Source organism: Providencia sp. wls1943 (genome assembly GCF_009706275.1).
Classification (GTDB): Bacteria; Pseudomonadota; Gammaproteobacteria; order Enterobacterales; family Enterobacteriaceae; genus Providencia; species Providencia zhijiangensis.
On the sequence record NZ_WLTU01000002.1, the window covers coordinates 18,797 to 39,179 of the forward strand.

Sequence of the window (20,383 nt, forward strand, 5' to 3'; positions counted from 1 at the left end):
TCTGACCAGTTATTTTTTTGACTAAAGATACAGAGTGATTAAAAAAGAAGAATAGAAGTGGCAATATTTAATTATTAAATTAGAATGTGCATCATAAAATACTCGGCGGAAGATTAATTTATCCGATTGATATAAGTGGAGTATTTCAGGTTGATTACCGCTGGTTATATTTAGTGCTAGATATTTATCTTTCCTAACTCAAATTGTTATTTAACGAAGATAATAAAAATTTAAAATTCAGTTATACTATTATCATAATGTCATCGTAGTTTAAAAAACTATATAAAATATTTTTTAAATATTATTAATATTTTAATTCAGCCTGATTAATGACGTATTGTTTTAGTTTTTGTGATCAGATTAATATTATTATTTAAAAATAAAAAGTCATATTCTCCAAGTTCCATTTAATGGGAAATATTCTATTCAATATTTCCCATTGAAAAATGAACCATTAACGTCCTAAGTAGCCATCCCAATCTTTCCAAACAGGTTGTAGCCCTGCTTGCACTAAGGCATGGGCGACTTGTGCTGCACTACGGTTATCGTGGGGCGAGAACTGCTCTAGCTCGGTTTTCGAATCCGCATAGCCTCCTGGCTGAGTTTTAGAGCCCGCACTGACACTGTTAATCGCCAGTGGCACCACATGATCCCGAAAATAAGGGGATTCTCGGGTGGACAGCGACAGTTCCACCGTAGGGGCAAGCAAGCGAAATGCACAAATTAGCTGAACCAGCTCCGCATCTCCCATCAGTGAGGCGGGTTCGATTCCTCCTGCGCAAGGGCGCAAGCGTGGAAATGAAATAGAATAGCGGCTCTGCCAATAGTGTTGCTGCATATACAGAAGATGTTCAGCCACCATGTAACAATCCGTTCGCCAGCTACTGGAAAGCCCAATTAATGCCCCCAATCCAATTTTATCAACACCCGCTTGGCCAAGGCGCTCTGGCGTTGCTAATCGCCAATGAAAATCCTGTTTTTTGCCTTTTAAATGATGAAGTTGATAAGTCGGCTCATGGTAGGTTTCTTGGTATACCATCACGCCATCTAATCCTAAGGTTTTCAGCTCGCGATACTCTTCGGTTGATAAAGGCTGAACCTCCATCATGAGCGAACTGAAATAGGAACGGATCACCGGAATATGGCGGCGAAAATAGTCCATTCCGACTTTGGTTTGATGTTCACCCGTCACTAACAGCAAGCTATCAAAACCAATTTGGCGGATGGTTTCACATTCACGAACAATCTCGGCGTCATCGAGGGTTTTGCGCTTAATGCGGTTGCTCATTGAAAACCCGCAATAGGTACAGTCATTGGCACATAAGTTGGAAAGGTATAGAGGAACATAAAACCCAACAGTATGACCAAAACGTTGACGTGTTAGTCGCTGCGCCTTTTGCGCCATCGGTTCGATGTAATGTCGCGCCGCAGGGGAAAGTAGCGCCATAAAATCATCGAGAGTCAAGGTGTCACTCTGTAACGCTTGCTCCACATCCGCGGCGGTTTTGCTATTGATCTGTAATGTGAGGTTGTCCCAATCTAACTGTTCCCAACGCTCCCGAAAGCTTTCAATCATTGCAGCGCCTCCAAAAATTGAGTCAGAGGGCTGGATGCCTCTGCTCGTTGTTTGGGTGCCGCAAGTCCGCTTTGACGAGCGAGCTGTGCCGCTTCAACCGCCATTTTAAAGGCTTGTGCCATCAATACGGGCTGTTTAGCGACAGCGATGGCTGTATTGACTAGTACCGCATCAGCCCCCATTTCAATGGCTTCGGCGGCGTGGCTAGGCGCACCAATTCCAGCATCTACCACCACTGGTACATTGGCTTGTTCGATGATGATTTGCAGCATCTCCTTGGTGACTAAACCTTTATTGGTACCGATAGGTGCACCGAGAGGCATCACTGCTGCGCAGCCCACTTCTTCCAATCGTTTACACAAAACAGGATCTGCGCTGCAATAAGGCAATACCACAAAGCCTTCTTTAACCAGTTGCTCAGCCGCGAGTAACGTTTCGATAGGGTCTGGCAATAAGTAACGGACATCGGGATGGATTTCGAGCTTTACCCAATGAGTGCCTAGCGCTTCACGGGCGAGATGTGCGGCAAAAATAGCCTCTTGGGCATTCTTGGCGCCGGACGTGTTGGGAAGTAACTTAACTCCCAACTCTTGAAGTGGCTGTAAAATACCGTCATCTTGCCCGCGTAAATTAACGCGCTTCATCGCCATGGTCACCAGCTGGCTGCCCGATGCTTGGATGGATTGCTGCATTAATGTTGGATTGGCAAACTTGCCTGTTCCGGTAAATAAACGTGACTGAAAAGTGACATCAGCAATTTTTAACATCATTAACCCCCTGCGATAGCTTGAAACAGCAGAATGTTGTCTTGTTCATTCAAAAAATGGCTCTCCCACTGGCTTTTGGGAATGATTATTTGGTTGATAGCCAGTGCTGAGCCGGATGTACTTTGCCCGAGTTGTGTTAATAGCTGGTGGACGGTTATGGGCGATTCAACCTCCATCGGCTGGTCATTGATTATGATATACATGTGGCTTCTCGGCAGACGGGACACTGTTTTGATCGAGTCAGTTGCAAGGTATTCCATTGCTGCTGCTTTCCATCAAACAGGCGCAGTTTTCCACTTAACGCAGAGGGTAACCCCACCAGCAATTTGATGGCTTCCAACGCTTGTAACGTCCCAATCACACCTACCACAGGCCCCAACACTCCCGCCGTGCGGCAGTTACGTTGAGGTTCTTCTTGGTCGGGATACAAGCAGGCGTAGCAGCCCGATTGAAAAGGCGGCTCAAGCACCATCAATTGCCCGCCAAAGCCAACAGCACTGCCGCTGACGAGCGGGGTATGACTAATGACGCAAGCGGCATTGACTGCATGGCGAGTGGCCATGTTGTCACAGCAATCCAGCACCAAATCCACCTGTTCCACTAAGGGAAGCAAACTGTCTGCATCCAACTTTTGTTGGAAAATGCGCGTCTTGGTATGGGGATTAAGCTGCTTTAAACGCGCTGCGGCTAGCTGCGCTTTCGACTGGTTAATATCCTGCGTGTCATACAGCACTTGGCGCTGCAAGTTAGATACATGCAGGTCATCATGATCCGCTATCCATAATTCACCGACACCCGCCCCCGCGAGATACAAACTTGCAGGGGAGCCTAGTCCACCTAAACCGACAATCAATACCTTGCTCTGTTTGAGTTTTTGTTGCCCTTCAGGGCTGACATCCTCAAGCAGCAATTGGCGGCTATAACGCATAAATTCGAGATCATTGAGCATGGTCGTTTTCCTTTAAGCGAGCGGTCGATTCAACCAGATCCAGCAATGTTCGCGTTGCACCTTGCCAGTCATCGGCTTGGGTGATGGCACTGACAACCGCCACACTGCCAACGCCAGTGGCAAGCACCGCAGGCACGAGGTTAATGGAGATCCCACCGATGGCCACCGTCGGATAGTCTGGTGTATCGATAACCATCTGCTTTAACGCGTCTAAACCTTGCGGAGAGGAAGGCATCTGCTTGGTTTGGGTTGGAAAAATATGCCCAAGGGCGATATAAGACGGGCGCACGGTTTTGGCAATAGCAACCTCGTGAGGATCATGAGTAGAGATCCCCAACCGTAGCCCCGCTTGGTGAATCGCCACCAAATCAGTGGTTTCCAGATCTTCTTGCCCTAAGTGGACGCCATAGGCGCCCAGCTCTACGGCTAATCGCCAATAGTCATTAATAAATAATCGGGCGTTATGCTGCTTGCCAAGCGCGATTGCTTGCTGGATCTGATCGCGAACTTGGTGGTCTTGCTTATCTTTGATGCGCAATTGCAAGGTGGAAACACCTGCATTTAGCAGGCGTTCAATCCATTCAACAGAATCCACAACCGGATATAGACCGAGGCAGTGCTCGGTCGGTGGAAATGGACTATTTGGGAGCTTAAGCGTTTTGTTCATCACTCACGACCTCAGCAATCTCAGCTCCATGATAGAGTTCGCTACCGTGAGCGCGGAACGCTTCTGACATCTGCTCCATGCCCGCTTCCTTTTGTGCAGCATAGTCACGAACTTCTTGGGAAATCTTCATTGAGCAGAATTTTGGTCCACACATAGAACAGAAGTGGGCGATTTTCCCTGACGCTTGCGGTAAGGTTTCATCGTGATATTTACGTGCCGTTTCTGGATCGAGCGCAAGGTTAAACTGGTCTTCCCAACGGAACTCAAAACGCGCTTTGGACATGGCATTATCACGAATTTGCGCCCCCGGATGCCCTTTCGCGAGGTCAGCGGCGTGGGCTGCAATCTTGTAGGTAATCAGCCCCTGTTTGACGTCTTCTTTGTTCGGTAAACCAAGGTGCTCTTTTGGCGTTACGTAGCACAGCATCGCACAGCCAAACCAGCCAATCATTGCCGCGCCAATGCCGGAAGTGAAGTGGTCATAGCCCGGTGCGATATCGGTGGTTAGGGGGCCTAAGGTATAGAAGGGCGCTTCATGGCAATGCTCTAGCTCTTCGGTCATATTGCGGCGGATCATCTGCATTGGCACATGTCCCGGACCTTCAATCATCACCTGCACATCGTATTCCCACGCAATTTTGGTTAGCTCACCTAAGGTATGTAACTCTGAGAATTGCGCTTCATCGTTGGCATCTTGCACAGAACCCGGACGTAACCCATCTCCAAGAGACAGCGATACATCATAAGCGGCGCAAATTTCGCAAATTTCACGGAAATGCTCATACAGGAAGTTCTCTTGGTGGTGGGATAAACACCATTTCGCCATGATAGAGCCGCCTCGGGAGACAATGCCGGTCAGGCGTTTCGCCGTCATTGGCACGTAGCGCAGTAAAACGCCAGCATGGATAGTGAAGTAATCCACCCCTTGCTCGGCTTGTTCCAGCAGGGTGTCGCGGAACATTTCCCAAGTGAGGTTTTCAGCAACGCCGTTCACTTTTTCGAGCGCTTGGTAGATAGGCACCGTACCGATTGGCACAGGGCTATTACGTAAAATCCATTCGCGGGTTTCGTGAATATAGCGGCCAGTGGATAAATCCATCACCGTATCTGCGCCCCAGCGAGTAGACCAAATTAGTTTTTCCACCTCTTCTTCGATGGATGAAGTCACCGAGGAGTTACCGATATTCGCATTCACTTTCACTAAGAAATTACGCCCGATAATCATCGGTTCAGATTCTGGGTGGTTAATATTGGCAGGAATGATAGCGCGACCCGCAGCCACTTCTTGGCGTACAAATTCCGGCGTAATATTTTCTGGCAAAATCGCTCCAAAGCTTTGCCCCGGATGCTGTTGTCTTAGAACTTCGCTGCGAATACGTTCACGTCCCATATTTTCACGGATGGCGATAAATTCCATTTCGGGAGTCACAATGCCTTGGCGAGCATAATGTAACTGAGTGACGCATTTGCCTGTTTGCGCTTTTAGTGGCGCAGGGCGATGATTAAAACGTAAGTGATCTAAACCTGCGTCCGCTAAGCGCTGCTGGGTAAAGTCGGAACTTAGGTTTTCGACGGCAACGGTATCGGCGCGTTCATCAATCCACGGTGCACGGATTTTTTTCAATCCTTTGTGAACGTTGAGTTCAGAGGTCGGGTCGCCGTAAGGGCCTGAAGTGTCATAAACAGGGACGGCCTCGTTATCTTCAAATTTGGGATTATCTTTATCGCCGCCGATAAGCGTTGGAGAGAGCTGGATTTCGCGCATGGGAACTTGGATGTCGTCCCGCGAGCCTTGTAGGTAGATTCGTTCAGAGTTTGGAAATGAAACACCGGAAAGGGTATTGATAAAGTTTTCTGCGGCATCACGCTGCTCTTTTCGAGTGCGTGCTGGCGCAGCTTTAGGGGAAATATCGGTGCTCGGTATAACTGCATTATTAGCATTATTGGACATAGCAATTTCCTGACATCGTCACAGGCTATACGGCGTAAAGCGCCAATAGCGGGTTTATCGAAAGAAAGTTGCTTGTCTGGAGTTCGGAGGAGTAATGGTATGGCGTTGCAACAAAAGATCCACCAAAGGCGGGATCGAACGTGCTAGAAGATTACTCTTGTTCCCTTCGCGGGTATTAACCCGATCAGGTTCCGCGGATCCCGAATTAACGGTCTCAGCCTGATGCAAATGCATACTAGGCACTCCGACAAGAGTTAATCAGTATAGAGAGCTTCCTGTGATTCTCAAGCATTTTCCTCGTCATTCTTCGCGCGATAGGTGCGTTGGCTCCCTAGTCACATACTTGTGTATGCTCCTAGGGATATCTTAGTTTGCCGCCTTCCTCTAGCACGAATAATTTAGAGGAACCTTTGAAAGGCAGTTAGTTAAAAACCTAAAAATCCAAAACCTAGAAATTAAGAGTTAAAAGTTAAAACTAGGTTGGCTAAATAGGGGTTTTACAAACTCCACGAATATTGCGGCCAGTGGTTTTCAGTGGCGGCTTGGAGCAGGCGCGGGTCACCGTTGATGATGAACGTTTCATCGGCGAAATGACACATTGGTAGGTCATTGGCGGAATCGGTATAGAAATAAATATACGCATCGGTGATTGGCTGATGGGCAATCCACTGAGTTAAACGCTTCACTTTGCCCTCTTTGAAGGTCGGGATACCGTCAATTTCGGTGGTGTAACAGCCATTTGAACGCTTAATATCAATGCCCATCGTGACATCGGCGCCAAGGCGATCCGCTACCTTCTTCACGATAAAGGTGACCGTTGCGGAGATCACAATGATCGGGATCCCTTGGGATCGGTATGAAGCAATTGTGCTTAATGCGTTAGGGTAAATGCGCGGAATGATAATGGTATCCACAAAATCATCTAACCACTCATCGACTTGTTCAGTTTTAAAGCCATCAAGAGTCTGCAAACTAAACTTTAAGTAAGTCACCATATCCAAATTGCCCGCGTTGTATTGCGCCATCATCTCTTTATCGGCTTCGACAAAACGCGGGTCGGTAATGATTTTCTTATCCCATAAATATTGCGTCCAAAGTACGCTGCTATCGCCACGGATCAGGGTATCATCGAGATCAAAAATCGCTAATTTGGTTTGCGTAGATGGGTTTTGCATGGGGTTCCTTTCACTGACTAGCTTATTGTTGATTAGCTTAGAGCTCGAATTTCATTTTTATTAAACATTAACTCAAGGCGTGTGCCTGGCTCAAATAAACGCTCAGATGAGCGGTTGAGCAAGTCCACGGTCATATCCCCCGCAGGCGTGTTCACGCTATAGCGAATAATATTCCCTAAAAGTTGGTGGTCAAGGATCACGGCATCCACAGGTGCCGAAATATGGTTGCCATATTGACGTCCCACTTCGCGAACATAAATGGACTCAGGGCGAATGGCTAGGGTGCCTTGTAAATTCACGCCCAGCATCCCATTGGCTTTTTCAGCGTCCACCAGATTGTAGTGCCCCATAAATCGAGCCACAAATTCAGTAGCTGGCTGAGTATAGATATTTTCCGCAGTATCGCTTTGGATAATTGAGCCTTTGTTCATTAAGAAGATGCGGTCAGACATAATCATCGCTTCGTCCTGGTCGTGGGTGACGAAAATGGTGGTGAGCTTCAGCTCTCGCTGAATTTCACGAATTTGCTGGCGTAAATGTTTACGAATGCGGGCATCAAGGGCGGATAACGGCTCATCGAGGAGTAAAATTTGTGGCTTCATCACCAATGCGCGAGCAAGGGCAACACGCTGGCGCTGACCACCCGAAAGTTGGTGCGGATATTGGTTTTCTTTGCCTTGTAATTCCACCATATCGATGACTTCCGCCACGGCTTTATCTCGCTCAGTGGCGGGCATCTTACGCATTTTCAACCCAAACGCGATGTTTTCAGCCACCGTCATGTTTGGGAAGAGGGCATAGCTTTGAAATACCATGCCCACGCCGCGCTGTTGAGCTGGCTGCTGAGTGATATTCTGGCGGTTGATATACAGCTCCCCGCTGTCAGGTTGTTCAAGCCCCGCGATACAACGCAGTAATGTGGATTTTCCGCAGCCACTTGGCCCCAATAGCGTAATAAATTCCCCTTGTTCAATCGTAAACTGGATATCGGAGAATACTTGGTTCTGACCAAAGGATTTTGTTAGGTTTTCGGCAATAACGTAGCTCATCGTTCATTTCCCTCACGATTCAAGCGCGTTGCTAACCACGTGAGCAACAACGTAAATAGGAAGTAAGACATCACTAGCGCAGAGGTAAAATGTCCGCTAGTTTGGCGCATATTAAACAGATAGATCTGCAAGGTTTCAAAGCGGGTTCCCACTAAGATATTGGCGAATACGAATTCTCCCATTAAGAATGAGAAGGAAATCAGTAAAGAGACCAATAACCCTTTACGGATATTTGGCAGGACTATCATTAAAAAGGCTTTAAAGGTGCTGGCGCCGAGTAGGTGTGCGGCATCCATTAAGTCGTGCAAGTTGATCCCTTGAAAGCTATTCGCCAGCGCGCGGTACATAAATGGCAACGTAATGGTGAAGTAGGTGCCAATTAAGATCCACGGAGTACCGACCAACATGAATGGCTCATCAGCAAAGATTTGCAGTAAACCGACTGAAGAAACCACGGGTGGGATCGCAAAGGGGAGAATAATCAGTAAATCCATCAACCCTTTGAGCTTTGGAAAACGGTAAAAAACGGCAAAAGTCATTGGCAAAATGACCAGTACGCTGATCAGCAATGTGCCAAAACAGATCAGTAGTGATCGCCCAAATGCCATTAAAAAGCGCGGATCTTGCCACAGTTGCAAATACCATTTGATCGAGAGCGCATCAGGCATAATCGTCGCGCCCCACGAGCTCGAAATGGAGTAAATAAAAGTGGCGATAATTGGCAGCGCAAGAATAGCGGCAACGGTGCCGAGAACCATTTTATGAAACAGTAAGCTCGGTGCTTTTGGGCTACGAATATTAGGATTTAGCATGGTAGCTCCGCTTTAATAGCCAGTGGTGGATGGCGGTGATAAACCCGAGGATCGCAATCAGCACAACGGACAGCGCGGCTGCCATATTTGGCTCTAAGAACAGGTCGCCAGAGACCAGGCTGGCAATGCGGATAGTGACCAAGTTGTAGTTACCACTGGTGAGTGCGTAAGTACTGGCATAAGCGCCAACGGCATTGGCAACCAAGATAATAAATGTCCCTAACAGGGCAGGGGAAATGACGGGAATGCCCACTTTCAGCCAGTAGGTTAACTTGCTGGCGCCCATGGTTTTTGCCGCATCTTCCCATTCAGGTTTAAGTGCATCGAATGCAGGATAAAGCAGTAAAATACCAAGCGGGATTTGGAAGTAGATGTACAGCAGCATCAAGCCACTGGCGCTGTAAATATTAAAATCATCAATCCATCCCCACGCTTTAAGTTGCAGGGTAATCGCCCCGTTAAAACCTAAGATAATAATAAATGCGAAAGCTAATGGGACGCCGCTGAAGTTGCTCGCCATGGTGGTAAACGAAATCATGAAATTGCGCACTTTGCCTTGCATCTTATAGATAGAAAATGCCGTTACGCAGGCGATCAACAAGCCAACAACGCTACAAATTAGCGATAGCCATAGGGTGTTTTGAAACGCTTGTAGGTAGAAATCATTGGAGAAAATTTCAACGTAATTTTCAAAAGACCACGCTTCTTCGTAGACAAAACTATTGAATAGCACCCAAATCATTGGGGCGATTTGAAACAGGCAAAACAGCACAATAAACGGCACGATTAACAGTGTGGCGCGCCAGTGAAAACGTACATTGGGCTTGTTAAACATCGTTAAGCCTCTCTCTTGCTGGCGGGGCTGGTCGTTGGCAGGGATATCCGCCATTAGCGACCTCCTGCTAATAAATCATGGCATACAGTTTTGTCTGTGAATGGCGCACCCAGTAACTGGCAAACGGTGCCACAAATCGCCGTTTGCTCCATTGGAACGTCGGGGCGATGAGAGAATGCGCTGCCGATAGTCAACAGCGGAACTGTACACTCTTCTGGTAAAATACCACCGTGGCTACGGTCGTTATTCATCCCGTGGTCGCTGGTGATGATGATTTGGTAGCCTTGCTCTATCCACATCGGTAAGTAATGGGATAAATAAATGTCTGCTTTACGGGCTGCATTGCGATACTGGGGTGAGTCAAATCCAAACTTATGCCCCGCATCATCGATATTCATGGGGTGGATCAGTAAAAAATCGGGGTCGTGCTGGGTGCGTAGATATTCGGCATCCATAAACAGGTGATCATCAGGGTAGTGGTCTGCTTGGTAGAAGCAACCATGCTGAATCGGTAGCTGTTTATCATGGGTAAATCGGTCGCGGTTCGCCTCAAATGGCGCACGGTTATACAGCTCACTGACCCAATAGTACGCTGCCGCTGCGGTGGTTTTTCCGGCTTGGTGAGCCAGTGAAAAGATGCTCTCGAAGTGAGAAAGTCGCACCACATCGTTGTTGACGATGCCACTTTGAACCGGAGGAATGCCCGTCAAAATGCATTCGTACAGCGGGCGAGACATGGATGGGAGCTCACACTCCATTTTATAAAGTGTTGCTCTATCGGCTTTGATAAGACCATTGAGATAGCCCATACATTGATGGGCTACTGAATAACTTAAACCGTCGAGAACAACAAGTATGACTTTTTTAGACATCAGACTGTTGATTCCTAATTGCGATTATTGCTGGTGAATTAATACTTGTTGCTGCCACATTTTCGGTAAATTGCGTGATGACTTTTCCCAGCCTTCGGCATCTTTAATCGGGTGAACATTTTTGTATTGCTCATCTGGCAGTAATTTGGCTTGGATATCCGCAGGCAGTGTCAGATATTGAGCACGAATTGGGCGCGCATAACCTTCTGCAAGGTTGATTTGTCCTTTATCACTGAAGATAAACTCGCGGGCTAATTTCGCGGCATTTGGGTTTTTAGCAAATTTATTGATGATGGTGGTGTAACCGGAGATAACGCTGCCATCGGATGGGATCACCACGATAAAGCGGTCACGGTTGATTTGGTCACGGTAGTTCAGTGCGTTGAAATCCCATAAAATTCCCACTTCCACTTCGCCTTTTTCGATGTTGGCAACCGTTGGGTCATTGACGGATAAACGCTTTTGTTTGGCTAATTCGCCAAAGAATTCAATGGCAGGCTTCAGGTTATTTTCATCGCCACCACGTGCAAAAGCGGCAGCCAATACAGCGTTGTTGGCTTGTGCAGCAATGCCCACATCCCCAACGGTGACTTTGTATTTTCCTTTAAGTAAATCATCCCAGCTTTTTGGGGCGTCTTTGACTAAGTCTTTATTGATCATAAATGCGATAGTGCCGGTATAAGCCAGCGCCCAATGACCATCTTTATCTTTTGCCCAGTCCGGCACTTGTGACCAAGTGGTCGGTTTGTACGGCTGAGTCACGCCTTTTTGCACAGCAACAGGGCCGAAAGATGCGCCGACATCACCGATATCTGCGGTGGCGTTATTTTTTTCAGCGGCAAACTTTGCAATTTCCTGCGCAGAGCTCATGTCTGTATCTTGATGTTTTAAACCGTATTCTGTCGATAAATCCTGCCATGTGCCTTTCCAGTTCGCCCATGTATCAGGCATCCCGACGCTATAAACTTGGCCTTCTTTCTTTGCAGCTTCGATAAGTTGGGTTAAATCGCTGTCAGCCGCAAATGCCATTTGAGACGCACTGAGTGACAGTAAAATTGCAGGTACGATAGCTTTCATCTTGTTTCTCTCTATAAGAGTCGCCGTATTGGTTAGTTGGCATGCTAATTATTTGAGATGACAATGAATTGACAGTTGTGTGACACTTTTTAGATGCGGTGACTTTTAAATGTCTAAAAAGTGTCAAAATCGTGAAAGGGTAGTGACGAATCAAACGGTTGTATGACAATCTATAAAATAAGCGTATCTTTAACCGCAACTCAGCGTGCTGAAATAGAGAAACAGAATGAATAAACACACATTAGCAGGAACCGAAAGCGGCTGGTGGTTTGTCTGCTTTGCGGGGCGGTTATGGTTGCCCCAAGGTGATGTACCAAGAGGTGCTGCACAGCAGTTTGGATTAACGGGGAAACTAGCAACTCCAATAGGTGAGTGGCAAGGGGAAATTGTCTGGCTGATTGCTGAAAAAATGTCATCGGATATGGCTTCGCCTCGCGTGGTCGCTTCTCAAGATGAAGGGCTATTTCGCCTCGCAGGGCGTGGTGTACAGCTCGCGGAATTTTATCGCTCTCATCGTTATTGTGGATATTGCGGAACGGCGATGCGCCATAGTTCAACGGAGTGGGCATGTCTGTGCGACCACTGCCATGAACGTTATTATCCACAAATTGCCCCATGCATTATCGTCGGTATTCGCCGCGATGATCATATTTTGCTGGCACAACATCGTCGCCATTCACAAAATCCGCTGTTCACGGTGCTGGCAGGTTTTGTGGAAGTGGGGGAAACCTTAGAAGAGGCGGTGGCTCGCGAAGTGATGGAAGAGAGCCATATAAAAGTACGCAATATTCGTTATGTCTCTTCCCAGCCTTGGCCATTCCCACACTCGTTGATGATGGGCTTTTTAGCGGATTATGATAGTGGGGACATTCAAGTAGATCCTAAAGAGTTAGTGAGCGCTAACTGGTATCACTATAATGATCTGCCGCTGATCCCGCCGGGAGATACGATTGCTCGGCGATTAATTGAAGATAGCGTGGTGTTATGTCGTCAATTTGATGAAGATAACCACTAATTGCGCTGGCGCTGATATTGTTTCCCTTTACTGGTATAATATGGCGCCTTAGCCATTTGCGGCGGCCACAATAATAATGGAGTAAATAATGACTGAGTTGAAAAATGACCGCTATCTACGTGCGTTGCTACGCCAGCCTGTAGATGTGACCCCAGTATGGATGATGCGTCAAGCAGGGCGTTACCTACCAGAATATAAAGCAACTCGTGCAGAAGCTGGTGATTTTATTGCTTTGTGCAAAAATACTGAGTTAGCGTGTGAAGTCACGTTACAACCACTTCGTCGTTTTCCATTAGACGCCGCAATTTTATTCTCTGATATTCTAACCATTCCTGATGCGATGGGGCTGGGGCTCTATTTCGAAACAGGGGAAGGCCCTCGTTTTGAAAGACCAGTAGCAAGCGCTGCCGATGTTAAAAATATCCCAATTCCCGATCCAGAAATGGAACTGGGCTATGTAATGGACGCCGTTCGTGCCATTCGTAAAGCCTTAAATGGTGATGTGCCACTGATTGGTTTCTCGGGTAGTCCGTGGACATTAGCGACCTATATGGTTGAAGGTGGCAGCAGCAAAGCGTTCACTAAAATCAAAAAAATGATGTATGAAGATCCAAAGACGCTGCATTTGCTGCTGGATAAGCTGGCGGATAGTGTGATTTTGTATCTGAATGCTCAAGTACGTGCGGGTGCGCAATCCCTGATGATTTTTGATACGTGGGGCGGCGTATTAACTAAGCGTGATTATCTGGAATTCTCCCTGCGCTACATGCACAAAATTGTCGATGGTTTAATCCGTGAAAATGACAGTCGTCGTGTGCCTGTGACCCTGTTTACTAAAGGTGGCGGTCAGTGGTTAGAAGAGATGGCGGCAACAGGTTGTGATGCGCTAGGTTTGGATTGGACGACCGAAATTGCGGATGCTCGTCGCCGTGTTGGTGACAAAGTGGCGCTGCAAGGCAATATGGATCCTTCAATGTTATATGCGCCACCTGCGCGTATTGAGCAAGAAGTACAGCATATTTTAGCGGGCTTTGGTCAAGGTGAAGGGCATGTCTTCAATTTAGGTCATGGTATTCATCAAGATGTAGCGCCTGAACATGCGGGTGCGTTTGTGGACGCGGTTCACCGTTTCTCTCGTCAATATCACCAATAGTCTTTCATTCCCAATAGCGGCGTCACTTTGCAGTGATTTGCCGCTATTTGTGCCTCTGATTTAAGCGATGTATTTACAGGATCTTGTAAGTGCATCATTATCATCTATGATTAATCCTTATTAATAATGGTTCCATGATGGCAATTGATACTCAGCAGTTGCGACAACAGCAGGTAGAGCTAGCTCAACAAGTCATTCTGAATGATGAGTTTGTCCCGCCGCGTTTTATTGGTGGTGCGGATGTCGGTTTTGAGCAAGACGGCACCGTGACTCGCGCGGTGATTGTGGTGCTTTCATGGCCTGAGCTGCAATTGGTGGAGTATCAAATCGCACGGATCCCAACTCAGTTACCCTATATACCCGGGTTGCTCTCGTTTCGTGAAGTCCCAGGATTAATGGCGGCGTGGGAAAGAATTCAACAAAAGCCCGACTTAGTGCTGGTGGATGGTCAAGGTATTGCTCATCCGCGGCGTTTTGGGGTGGCTTGTCATTTTGGATTATTGGCCGATGTAGCGACGATAGGGGTAGCAAAAAGCCGTTTATGTGGTGATGTTGTTGAACTCAATGCTGAACCTGAAAGTGTCGAAATGTTGAAAGCGGCTCAAGAGCAATTAGGGTGGGTTTATCGCAGTAAGAAACGCTGTAATCCTTTATATCTTTCTCCGGGTCACAAAGTCAGTTTTATTTCCTCGCTAGAGTGGGTAAAACGGTGTATTCAGGGGTATAGATTGCCAGAACCGACCCGTTTTGCTGATGGAATCGCTTCGAATCGCACATTTTTTAAGCGAATGAATGAGAAAATTGGCTAATTATCAGCAAAATATGTGGCATTGGCAGATTTTCAGGTAAACTGCGAAGTATTGAGATTGATGAGTCAGAAATTATGTTAAGAAATCCTATTCATTTGAGGTTAGAGAAACTAGAAAGCTGGCAGCATATGACCTTCATGGCATCCCTGTGCGAGAGAATGTATCCTAATTATCAAATGTTTTGCCAGCAAACTGAATTTGCTGATGCGAAGGTTTATCGTGCCATCCTTGATTTAGTTTGGGAAACCTTGGTTATCAAAGATAGCAAAGTCAATTTCGACAATCAGTTAGAGAAGTTAGAAGAAATTATTCCAGTCGCCGATGACTTCGATATGTACGGTGTTTATCCTGCTATCGACGCTTGTATTGCTTTAGGTGAACTCATTCATGCAAAACTGAGTGGTGAAACCCTGGAGCACGCAATCTTAGTCAGTGAAGCATCGATTCGTACTGTTGCTATGCTTGAAATGACTCAAGCAGGGCGTGAAATGACCGATGAAGAGCTAAAAGTGGTGCCTGCTGTGGAAGAAGAGTGGGACATTCAATGGGACATTTTCCGCTTATTAGCCGCTTGCGAAGAACGAGACTTAGAGTTAATTAAAGGATTAAAATCTGACCTCCGCGAAGCGGGTGTCAGCAATATCGGCATTACTGTCGCGTAAATTTTGCACTTTTAAACGCGAAAACGTGACTTAAAGCAGTAATGCTGTGTACTAAGACTTCACATTTACCCCTACTCTGTTCTACATTTAGGGGCGAGAAGAAGTGGCTATCGGGGGCGTGTATCAGGGGCTGTCTATCTGGCATATCCGACGCACTCGATGCTTTGCAAACGATAAACACACTGTGTAAGGATAATTTATGAACAAGACTGAATTAGTTGATGCTATCGCAGAATCAGCAGATCTGACTAAAACTCAAGCTAAAGCAGCTTTAGAAGCAACTCTGAGCGCAATTTCAGATTCTCTGAAAAGCGGCGAAGCAGTACAACTGGTCGGTTTCGGTACTTTTAAAGTTAGCCACCGTGCAGCTCGTACCGGTCGTAACCCACAAACTAAAGCAGAAATCCAAATTCCTGCAACAACTGTACCAGCATTCTCTGCCGGTAAAGCACTGAAAGACGCTGTAAAATAAATACATTGTCTACGAGAATTATCAGAGGGGGTATGAAGTTACCCCTTTTGTTTATTCGCCAAAGGTTGCTGGTGTTGGGAGCAGTCTCAATACTAAGCGCCTGTTCTTCTAATTCGCCTCGACTCCCTGAGTTTAGTGCCAGCGGATTTATTGCCGATGAAGGCGTAATCCGAATGTGGAGACTGAATGATGCGAAGAGTCAGCCGTTGGTCTTAATGGTGGTGTATAGCCCCTATAAAAGAACCGACACCTCCGTCAATTTCTTTGAATATCGTGATGGCAAATTGTGGCAAATCCGCAGCCAAGTCCTCAATCAAGGGGATAACAACATCACGGAACAACTGCGCTTTAGTAAAGACAATGAAATTGTGTTTATGCAGCGCGCGCAAAATAATATCAAAACCCCGCTTTCCTCTGATGAAATTAATCGTTGGCGCTTTGAAGCCGACCGTATCTTGAATATTAATACCGCACTGATTGTGGGTGGCGTAGAGCTACATCAAGGGTATTGGAAGCAAGGTAAAATCACCACTTGTGATGGTGAAAAGCGCGATGTTACTTTCGAACCGTATGCACAGAAATGGCTAGATGATAGAGCCAAAGTCTGGACGAAAGAGCTGAATTTGGCGTGGCTGGAGTCGCCAGAGGGGAGTCAGCTTTTGATGGTGGCGGATACTAATTTTTGCAGCTGGCAACCTAGTAAAGATTCTTTGTAGGTCACCGCTCGTCGTCTTTCGAACCACAGCTGTATTGCTACGTTCGTTCACTCTAGTCACATACTCATGTATGCTCCTAGAGATTCTCTCTCTTGCAGCTTTGCTGTGATTCGAAAGACTTAGAGCCATTGGTGGTGTGAAGGTCAAAGGCAAAAAGCAAAAAGCAAAAAGCAAACAGCAAACAGCAAAAATTCAAAAGTAAAAAGCTGATAAAAGTTTCCTCTTATCAGCTTGTGGGTTAATTGCTTCTATTATTTGTTCTATTACTTAATACGAGCGATGGCACGGTAGCCGATATCGTTGCGATAGAAGCTGCCAGACCAATTGATAGTCTTGGCAACTTCATACGCTTTAGCTTGGGCTTTTGCGATGTCATTACCTAACGCAGTGACACACAGAACGCGTCCGCCAGCAGTGACGACCTCACCTGCTTGGTTTAGTTTGGTACCTGCATGGAACACTTTGCTATCAGTCGCTTCTGAGGTTGGGAGACCCGAAATCACATCACCATTGCGATAATCACCTGGATATCCACCTGCCGCAATCACGATACCTAGCGCTGGACGTTCATCCCACAGGGAATCTTTACCTGCGAGTTCGCCTTTAGCACCCGCTAAACACAGAGCGACTAAATCAGATTGTAAGCGCATCATAATTGGCTGAGTTTCTGGGTCGCCAAAACGGCAGTTAAACTCGATAACTTTCGGATTGCCCGCTTTATCAATCATCAAACCTGCATATAAGAAACCTTGGTAACGGTTCCCTTCTTGATCCATCCCTTTAACGGTCGGATAAATGACTTGCTCCATAACACGCTGATGAACCGTATCTGTCACCACTGGCGCTGGGGAATATGCACCCATACCGCCAGTGTTTAAGCCAGTATCTCTATCGCCAACACGTTTATGGTCTTGGCTGGTTGCCATCGGAATGACATTCTCGCCATCCACCATGACGATGAAACTTGCTTCTTCGCCATCAAGGAACTCTTCGATAACGATGCGATGGCCCGCATCACCGAATGCATTGCCAGCCAGCATATCATGGACGGCATCTTTAGCTTCTTGCAGCGTCATCGCCACAATCACGCCTTTACCAGCAGCCAAACCATCAGCTTTGATAACGATAGGTGCGCCGACTTTATCTAAATAAGCCAAAGCAGGCTCAATTTCCGTAAAGTTTTCATAAGCTGCAGTCGGAATATTGTGACGCGCTAAGAAATCTTTGGTGAACGCTTTAGAACCTTCTAACTGCGCAGCACCTTGAGTTGGTCCAAAAATGGTTAAACCAGCCTGTTTGAATGCATTGACCACACCGATAACTAATGGTGCCTCTGGGCCTACGATGGTTAAACCGATTTGCTTGTCTTTGGCAAATTGCAGTAAACCATCAATGTCAGTTGCTGAGATATCGACATTTTCCAGAGCAGGTTCCAGTGCAGTACCCGCGTTACCCGGTGCAACATACACTTTATCTGCTAATGGAGACTGTGCGGCTTTCCATGCTAAAGCGTGCTCACGACCACCACCACCAATAATCAGTATATTCATAGAAACCCCTAGCAATTAGTGACGGAAATGACGCATGTTAGTGAAGATCATTGCGATGCCATGTTCATTGGCAGCGGCAATTACTTCATCATCACGAATAGATCCACCTGGTTGAATAACGCAAGTAACGCCTACAGAGGCAGCTGCATCGATGCCATCGCGGAATGGGAAGAATGCATCGGATGCCATTGCACAGCCTGCGACTTCTAAACCTTCATCAGCGGCTTTGATCCCAGCAATCTTAGCAGAGTACACACGGCTCATTTGGCCTGCACCAATACCGATAGTCATGTCATTCTTCGAATAAACAATCGCATTTGATTTTACGAATTTAGCCACTTTCCAGCAGAACAGCGCATCTTTTAATTCACGCTCAGTTGGCTGGCGTGTGGTCACGACGCGTAAATCTTCCGCTTCGACCATACCTAAGTCTCGGTCTTGAACCAATAAACCGCCATTCACACGTTTGAAATCTAAACCTGCAACTGGCTTGCTCCATTCACCACACACCAGAACGCGTACGTTTTGCTTGGTAGATAAAGAAGGTAATGCATCTTCAGCAATAGAAGGGGCAATAATCACTTCAACAAATTGGCGTTCAATGATGGCTTCTGCGGTGGCTTTATCTAATTGGCGGTTAAACGCAATGATGCCACCGAATGCTGAGGTTGGGTCAGTCTTGAATGCTTTATCATAAGCGGTATGGATATTGTCACCAATAGCAACGCCACAAGGGTTAGCATGCTTAACAATAACGCAGGCAGGCTCATCGAAAGATTTAACACACTCAAGAGCGGCATCAGTGTCTGCGATATTATTATAAGAAAGTGCTTTACCTTGAATTTGGTTCGCAGTGGCAATCGACGCTTCTTTTGGATTTTCTTCTATATAGAAAGCGGCATCTTGATGGCTGTTTTCGCCATAGCGCATATCTTGCTTCTTAATGAAGTTTAAATTCAGGGTACGAGGGAAACGACCTGATGGCTGAGTAGTATCACCGTGATATGGCGCGACCAGTTCACCAAAGTAGTTAGCAATCATGCTGTCATAAGCTGCGGTGTGCTCAAATGCTTTAATGGCTAAGTCAAAACGTGTTGACCAGTTCAGCGAGTTTTCGTGGTTATCCATCTCTTCGATGATTTTGTCATAGTCATTACTGTTAACCACGATAGCCACGTCTTTATGGTTCTTGGCTGCGGAGCGAACCATCGTTGGACCGCCAATATCGATATTCTCAACAGCATCTTCTAATGTGCAGTTTGGTTTTGCGACGGTTTGAGCAAATGGATAAAGGTTTACAACCACCATATCAATAGGTGCAATGTCATGCTGCTGCATGATGGCATCATCTTTACCGCGACGACCTAAGATCCCACCGTGAACTTTCGGGTGCAAAGTCTTAACTCGACCATCCATCATTTCAGGAAAACCTGTGTAATCTGAAACTTCAGTGACCTTAAGGCCTTGCTCTGCTAGTAATTTAGCGGTTCCACCGGTAGAAAGCAGTTCAACACCACGGTGAGAAAGCGCCTTAGCGAATTCAACAACCCCTGTTTTATCAGACACACTAAGCAGGGCACGGCGAATAGGACGAAGCTGTTGCATGAGATAGATCCCTTGGATTTGGATAAAGAAGCAATATCTATATATAAGTCACTAACAATTTCAGAGCATCAAAATAAAATCAATGCCGAATTTTCGCGCCAATTGTAGCGCAAACGTTTGCGTAATGCGCGAACTATTTTCACTATTTTTTCAGTCTGTGGATAAATCTGTGTGTAAGTGAGTATAAATAGGGGTTTTGCTGTGGAATGCAGCAGTTGAACTAAAAACCGTAAAAAATCTTAAAAAAAGGGTTGCAGGATTTCTGCGACTCCCTATAATGCGCATCCACTGACCGGGAACAAGCCAACGCAAAGCGCGATGGACACTGAACCGGCAGCGAGAGAATCTGAAAAGATTAAGCAAAAAAATGCTTGACTCTCACTGAGGAAAGCGTAATATACGCCACCTCGCGACAACGACCTAAGTTGATAAAAACTGAGTCGAATTTCTTAAGAAATGTCGCACCGCTCTTTAACAATTTATCAGACAATCTGTGTGGGCACTCACAGGACACTATCAAAAAAATATTTGATTTTAAGTCTTGAAGAGTGACTAACACGTTAATTCATATATATGAACTAATAGGTAATTTGGTTTCTTCGGAAATCAAACGACAGTAAACATTCTTTGAGCATCAAGCTTTTTAATTGAAGAGTTTGATCATGGCTCAG

Annotated in this window: 20 protein-coding genes and 1 riboswitch; of the genes, 6 read left to right on the forward strand and 14 right to left on the reverse strand. The window is 46.3% G+C overall.

Annotated features, from left to right (window positions below):
- Nucleotides 1-454 precede the first annotated feature (454 nt).
- The 12 genes from thiH to GKR48_RS00350 form a co-directional block, all read right to left on the reverse strand.
- On the reverse strand, nt 455-1,576 hold the full coding sequence (thiH, locus tag GKR48_RS00295) for a 2-iminoacetate synthase ThiH (RefSeq protein WP_154626059.1): 1,122 nt from the start codon (nt 1,574-1,576) through the stop codon (nt 455-457).
- Nucleotides 1,573-2,343: a thiazole synthase gene (locus GKR48_RS00300; protein ID WP_154626093.1), complete on the reverse strand. Its 771-nt coding sequence runs from the start codon at nt 2,341-2,343 to the stop codon at nt 1,573-1,575. Before GKR48_RS00300 ends, thiH begins: the two co-directional genes overlap by 4 nt.
- Before the next feature lie 2 nt (nt 2,344-2,345).
- Nucleotides 2,346-2,546 carry a sulfur carrier protein ThiS gene (thiS, locus tag GKR48_RS00305; protein ID WP_154626061.1) on the reverse strand — a complete coding sequence of 67 codons (201 nt, stop codon included), beginning with the start codon at nt 2,544-2,546 and terminating at the stop codon, nt 2,346-2,348.
- Nucleotides 2,534-3,292: a HesA/MoeB/ThiF family protein gene (locus tag GKR48_RS00310; protein ID WP_154626063.1), complete on the reverse strand. Its 759-nt coding sequence runs from the start codon at nt 3,290-3,292 to the stop codon at nt 2,534-2,536. Before GKR48_RS00310 ends, thiS begins: the two co-directional genes overlap by 13 nt.
- Entirely contained in the window at nt 3,282-3,959 is a 678-nt protein-coding gene (thiE, locus tag GKR48_RS00315) for a thiamine phosphate synthase (RefSeq protein WP_154626065.1), read from the reverse strand. The genes GKR48_RS00310 and thiE overlap by 11 nt, the downstream gene beginning before the upstream one ends.
- Nucleotides 3,943-5,910 carry a phosphomethylpyrimidine synthase ThiC gene (thiC, locus tag GKR48_RS00320; protein ID WP_154626067.1) on the reverse strand — a complete coding sequence of 656 codons (1,968 nt, stop codon included), beginning with the start codon at nt 5,908-5,910 and terminating at the stop codon, nt 3,943-3,945. The genes thiE and thiC overlap by 17 nt, the downstream gene beginning before the upstream one ends.
- A 144-nt stretch (nt 5,911-6,054) precedes the next feature.
- A riboswitch (TPP riboswitch) is annotated at nt 6,055-6,167 on the reverse strand.
- 240 nt (nt 6,168-6,407) lie between these two features.
- A complete protein-coding gene (locus GKR48_RS00325; RefSeq protein ID WP_154626069.1) occupies nt 6,408-7,085 on the reverse strand; it encodes an HAD family hydrolase in 678 nt (225 codons plus the stop codon).
- A 32-nt stretch (nt 7,086-7,117) separates the two neighbouring features.
- The gene (locus GKR48_RS00330; RefSeq protein WP_154626071.1) at nt 7,118-8,134 is read right to left on the reverse strand and encodes an ABC transporter ATP-binding protein; all 1,017 of its coding nucleotides are present in this window, start codon (nt 8,132-8,134) and stop codon (nt 7,118-7,120) included.
- Entirely contained in the window at nt 8,131-8,946 is an 816-nt protein-coding gene (locus GKR48_RS00335; RefSeq protein WP_154603139.1) for an ABC transporter permease, read from the reverse strand. The genes GKR48_RS00330 and GKR48_RS00335 overlap by 4 nt, the downstream gene beginning before the upstream one ends.
- Nucleotides 8,933-9,835 (reverse strand): ABC transporter permease, encoded by a 903-nt coding sequence (locus GKR48_RS00340; protein WP_154626073.1) that lies wholly within the window; start codon nt 9,833-9,835, stop codon nt 8,933-8,935. The genes GKR48_RS00335 and GKR48_RS00340 overlap by 14 nt, the downstream gene beginning before the upstream one ends.
- Nucleotides 9,835-10,653 carry an alkaline phosphatase family protein gene (locus tag GKR48_RS00345; protein ID WP_154626075.1) on the reverse strand — a complete coding sequence of 273 codons (819 nt, stop codon included), beginning with the start codon at nt 10,651-10,653 and terminating at the stop codon, nt 9,835-9,837. The genes GKR48_RS00340 and GKR48_RS00345 overlap by 1 nt, the downstream gene beginning before the upstream one ends.
- Before the next feature lie 24 nt (nt 10,654-10,677).
- Complete coding sequence (locus GKR48_RS00350) at nt 10,678-11,730, reverse strand: ABC transporter substrate-binding protein (protein ID WP_154626077.1); 1,053 nt, start codon at nt 11,728-11,730, stop codon at nt 10,678-10,680.
- A 226-nt stretch (nt 11,731-11,956) separates the two neighbouring features.
- Between GKR48_RS00350 and nudC the strand changes: the two genes are divergently transcribed.
- The 6 genes from nudC (at nt 11,957) to GKR48_RS00380 (ending at nt 16,557) form a co-directional block, all read left to right on the forward strand.
- Nucleotides 11,957-12,745: an NAD(+) diphosphatase gene (gene nudC, locus GKR48_RS00355; RefSeq protein WP_154626079.1), complete on the forward strand. Its 789-nt coding sequence runs from the start codon at nt 11,957-11,959 to the stop codon at nt 12,743-12,745.
- Nucleotides 12,746-12,833: 88 nt separating this feature from the next.
- Nucleotides 12,834-13,898, forward strand: coding sequence for a uroporphyrinogen decarboxylase (hemE, locus tag GKR48_RS00360; RefSeq protein ID WP_154626081.1), 1,065 nt, complete (start codon nt 12,834-12,836; stop codon nt 13,896-13,898).
- 137 nt (nt 13,899-14,035) lie between these two features.
- Nucleotides 14,036-14,707, forward strand: a complete 672-nt coding sequence (gene nfi / locus GKR48_RS00365) for a deoxyribonuclease V (RefSeq protein ID WP_154626083.1) — start codon at nt 14,036-14,038, stop codon at nt 14,705-14,707.
- A 74-nt stretch (nt 14,708-14,781) separates the two neighbouring features.
- Nucleotides 14,782-15,369 carry a YjaG family protein gene (locus tag GKR48_RS00370; protein WP_036953566.1) on the forward strand — a complete coding sequence of 196 codons (588 nt, stop codon included), beginning with the start codon at nt 14,782-14,784 and terminating at the stop codon, nt 15,367-15,369.
- Nucleotides 15,370-15,568: 199 nt separating this feature from the next.
- On the forward strand, nt 15,569-15,841 hold the full coding sequence (locus tag GKR48_RS00375; protein WP_006657071.1) for an HU family DNA-binding protein: 273 nt from the start codon (nt 15,569-15,571) through the stop codon (nt 15,839-15,841).
- A 32-nt stretch (nt 15,842-15,873) separates the two neighbouring features.
- Entirely contained in the window at nt 15,874-16,557 is a 684-nt protein-coding gene (locus GKR48_RS00380) for a DUF1481 domain-containing protein (protein ID WP_154626085.1), read from the forward strand.
- Between the two features lie 263 nt (nt 16,558-16,820).
- Here GKR48_RS00380 and purD read toward each other — a convergent pair whose 3' ends face one another.
- Nucleotides 16,821-18,107: a phosphoribosylamine--glycine ligase gene (gene purD, locus GKR48_RS00385; RefSeq protein ID WP_154626087.1), complete on the reverse strand. Its 1,287-nt coding sequence runs from the start codon at nt 18,105-18,107 to the stop codon at nt 16,821-16,823.
- A 15-nt stretch (nt 18,108-18,122) separates the two neighbouring features.
- Nucleotides 18,123-19,712, reverse strand: coding sequence for a bifunctional phosphoribosylaminoimidazolecarboxamide formyltransferase/IMP cyclohydrolase (gene purH, locus GKR48_RS00390; protein ID WP_154626089.1), 1,590 nt, complete (start codon nt 19,710-19,712; stop codon nt 18,123-18,125).
- Nucleotides 19,713-20,383: the final 671 nt, after the last annotated feature.

What these genes read in the sequence shown, in the direction of transcription:
- GKR48_RS00375 (WP_006657071.1), top strand. Translation starts at nt 15,569, where the DNA reads ATGAACAAGACTGAATTAGTTGATGCTATCGCAGAATCAGCAGATCTG.
- purD (WP_154626087.1), bottom strand. Translation starts at nt 18,107, where the DNA reads ATGAATATACTGATTATTGGTGGTGGTGGTCGTGAGCACGCTTTAGCA.
- GKR48_RS00330 (WP_154626071.1), bottom strand. Translation starts at nt 8,134, where the DNA reads ATGAGCTACGTTATTGCCGAAAACCTAACAAAATCCTTTGGTCAGAAC.
- thiH (WP_154626059.1), bottom strand. Translation starts at nt 1,576, where the DNA reads ATGATTGAAAGCTTTCGGGAGCGTTGGGAACAGTTAGATTGGGACAAC.
- GKR48_RS00380 (WP_154626085.1), top strand. Translation starts at nt 15,874, where the DNA reads ATGAAGTTACCCCTTTTGTTTATTCGCCAAAGGTTGCTGGTGTTGGGA.
- GKR48_RS00370 (WP_036953566.1), top strand. Translation starts at nt 14,782, where the DNA reads ATGTTAAGAAATCCTATTCATTTGAGGTTAGAGAAACTAGAAAGCTGG.
- GKR48_RS00340 (WP_154626073.1), bottom strand. Translation starts at nt 9,835, where the DNA reads ATGGCGGATATCCCTGCCAACGACCAGCCCCGCCAGCAAGAGAGAGGC.
- GKR48_RS00325 (WP_154626069.1), bottom strand. Translation starts at nt 7,085, where the DNA reads ATGCAAAACCCATCTACGCAAACCAAATTAGCGATTTTTGATCTCGAT.
- thiC (WP_154626067.1), bottom strand. Translation starts at nt 5,910, where the DNA reads ATGTCCAATAATGCTAATAATGCAGTTATACCGAGCACCGATATTTCC.
- thiS (WP_154626061.1), bottom strand. Translation starts at nt 2,546, where the DNA reads ATGTATATCATAATCAATGACCAGCCGATGGAGGTTGAATCGCCCATA.
- GKR48_RS00300 (WP_154626093.1), bottom strand. Translation starts at nt 2,343, where the DNA reads ATGTTAAAAATTGCTGATGTCACTTTTCAGTCACGTTTATTTACCGGA.
- GKR48_RS00350 (WP_154626077.1), bottom strand. Translation starts at nt 11,730, where the DNA reads ATGAAAGCTATCGTACCTGCAATTTTACTGTCACTCAGTGCGTCTCAA.
- purH (WP_154626089.1), bottom strand. Translation starts at nt 19,712, where the DNA reads ATGCAACAGCTTCGTCCTATTCGCCGTGCCCTGCTTAGTGTGTCTGAT.
- GKR48_RS00345 (WP_154626075.1), bottom strand. Translation starts at nt 10,653, where the DNA reads ATGTCTAAAAAAGTCATACTTGTTGTTCTCGACGGTTTAAGTTATTCA.
- nfi (WP_154626083.1), top strand. Translation starts at nt 14,036, where the DNA reads ATGGCAATTGATACTCAGCAGTTGCGACAACAGCAGGTAGAGCTAGCT.
- thiE (WP_154626065.1), bottom strand. Translation starts at nt 3,959, where the DNA reads ATGAACAAAACGCTTAAGCTCCCAAATAGTCCATTTCCACCGACCGAG.
- hemE (WP_154626081.1), top strand. Translation starts at nt 12,834, where the DNA reads ATGACTGAGTTGAAAAATGACCGCTATCTACGTGCGTTGCTACGCCAG.
- nudC (WP_154626079.1), top strand. Translation starts at nt 11,957, where the DNA reads ATGAATAAACACACATTAGCAGGAACCGAAAGCGGCTGGTGGTTTGTC.
- GKR48_RS00310 (WP_154626063.1), bottom strand. Translation starts at nt 3,292, where the DNA reads ATGCTCAATGATCTCGAATTTATGCGTTATAGCCGCCAATTGCTGCTT.
- GKR48_RS00335 (WP_154603139.1), bottom strand. Translation starts at nt 8,946, where the DNA reads ATGCTAAATCCTAATATTCGTAGCCCAAAAGCACCGAGCTTACTGTTT.